Source organism: Mesorhizobium sp. M7A.F.Ca.CA.002.15.2.1 (genome assembly GCF_003998715.1).
GTDB classification, from domain to species: domain Bacteria; phylum Pseudomonadota; class Alphaproteobacteria; order Rhizobiales; family Rhizobiaceae; genus Mesorhizobium; species Mesorhizobium ciceri.
Window position 1 is genome coordinate 1 of record NZ_RZPI01000816.1, and the last position, 2,259, is coordinate 2,259.

Below are 2,259 nucleotides of genomic sequence, written 5' to 3' on the forward strand. Positions count from 1 at the left end.
GTGATGGCTTCCTCATGCAGCGCGAACGAGACGCCCCAGATCATGCCGCCATAATACTGGCTGCGCACCAGCCTGGGATTGATGACCCGTCCGGCGGCGAACGCACCGACCAGCCTTGTGACACGGATCTGGCCAAAATCCGGATCGACCTTCACCTCGGCAAACACGGCGCCATGCGCGTGCTTGGCATAGGCCTCCTGAGACGCCGGGTCGGGAGCGCCCTTGCCGTGGCCCTCGATCTCGGTGAGGCCCGCGCGCGTGAGGATTTCGGCGTAGCTTTCACCGCGGCTTTCATCGTCGCGCCGATAGAGGCGGCCGCCGCGCGCCAGCACGCCTTCATTGCCGGCGCCGTAGAGCGGCGAGCCCTCGTCGCCGGTGGCGAGATCGGCGAGCCTGGCGATGACGGCGGCGCCCGCATTGTGGATCGCCATGCCGGCCGTCGCCGTGTGGCCGGAGCCGCCGGCAATGCCTGCATTGGGCAGATCGGAGCTGCCGGCCCTGAAATCGACCTGGTCGATATCCAGTCCCAGTCCGTCGGCGGCGATCTGGGCGAAGGCGGTCCAGGCGCCTTGCCCCATGTCCTGAGCGCCGGTCTCCATCACGCCGCTGCCATCGGCTCTCAGCACCGCCCGCGCTTCGGCCTGGAACATGATCGCCGGGAAGGTCGCCGTGCCCATGCCCCAGCCGGTCAGGAAACCGTCGGCGTCGCGCATCAGCCGAGGCTGAAGCGGGCGGCTCGCCCAGCCGAACGTCTCGGCCGCTTGCCTGTAGCATTCGCGCAGCGCCTTGGAGGAAAACGGCTTGCCGGTCATCGGCTCGACCTCGGCATAGTTCCGCAGCCGGAATTCCAGCGGGTCCATGCCGCAGGCGTAGGCTGCCTCATCGATAGCGCTCTCCAGCGCGATCGAGCCGGTGGCTTCGCCGGGCGCCCGCATGAACAGCGGCGTACCGGTATCGAGCCGCACCGCATCGTGCGAGGTGGCGATGGCCGGGCTGGCATAGAGCGTGTGCGAGGCATCCGCCGCCGGTTCGAAGAAATCGTCGAACGTGCTCGACGCGGTCTTGGCGTGATGGTCGAGTGCCGTCAGCCGCCCTTCGCCATCCATGCCCATGCGCAGCGTCTGGCGCGTCGGCGCACGGTGGCCGACCGGCCCGTACATCTGCTCACGTCGCAGCACCAGCTTGACCGGACGGCCGACGAGACGCGCCGCCAGGATGCCGAGCACCTGCGGCCCGGAGATCATGCCTTTCGAACCGAAGCCGCCACCCAGGAACGGGCTGCGGATGTGGATGTTCTCCGGCGCGATGCCGAACAGGCCGGCGATGCGGCCCTGCGCCATGGCAAGGCCCTGGCTCGGTGTGTCGATCGACAGTGTGTCGCCTTCCCAGGCGACGACGATCGCATGCGGCTCCATGGCGTTGTGGTACTGGGCCGGCGTCTCGTAGGTGGCTTCGATCCGCGTCTTTGCGGATTTAAGGCCGACCTCGACATCGCCCTTGTGCTGCACGGCCGGACCGCCGACGCCGACAGCACGCGGCACGAAATTTTCGGCGCCGTCGAGGCCAACGCGCGCCGGCATCACTTCATAGCGCGGCGACAGCAGCGCCGCCCCCTCGGTCGCCGCCTCCAGCGTCTCGGCGATCACCACGGCGATGCTCTGATTGGGGTAGCGGACCTGGTCGTTCTGCAAGAGGTCGAGCCGGAACATGAAGGGATGGTCCTTGGCGTCCGGATCGGCAGCGAGCGCTGGCCGGTTCTTGGGCGTCATCACCTCGACCACGCCTCTGTATGCCTTGGCCGCCTCGACATCCAGCGCGGCGACGCGGCCGCGTGCGATGCTGCTGACCGCCAGCACGGCGTAGAGCATGCCGGGCGGATGGTTGTCGGCGGCATAGCGCGCGGCTCCGGTGACTTTCAGAAAGCCGTCGCGGCGGGTCAGCGGCTGGCCGATGCTAGAGCCTTGCCGGGCATGGGCGGGTTGCTGGTTGAGGCTGAGTTCAAGCGTCATGGCGCGCTCCAGGAATGTTCGAGAACGGGGAGGCAGGAAGGGCCGGCAGACGCTCGGGCGTTCCCGAAAGCGCAGAGATCAGCGCCCTGATCACGATGCGGCGGGCAAGCTCGATCTTGAAGGCATTGTCGCCGGAAGGGCTGGCATCGGCCAAGGCAGCGTCCGCGGCGCTGGCGAAGGTCGCCTCGCTGGCGTCCGCGCCAAGCAGGACGGTTTCCGCCGAGCGTGCCCGCCACGGCTTAGCCGCGAC

1 protein-coding gene and 1 pseudogene are annotated in these 2,259 nt (G+C 68.3%); both read right to left on the bottom strand.

Annotation, left to right across the window (positions count from 1 at the left end):
* On the bottom strand, positions 1-2,009 hold a 2,009-nt coding region (locus ENZ74_RS29705; RefSeq protein WP_164761306.1), incomplete at its 3' end, for a xanthine dehydrogenase family protein molybdopterin-binding subunit.
* A pseudogene (locus tag ENZ74_RS29710) lies at positions 1,999-2,259 on the bottom strand (xanthine dehydrogenase family protein subunit M); the annotation flags it as partial. The gene ENZ74_RS29705 and the pseudogene ENZ74_RS29710, both read right to left, overlap by 11 nt.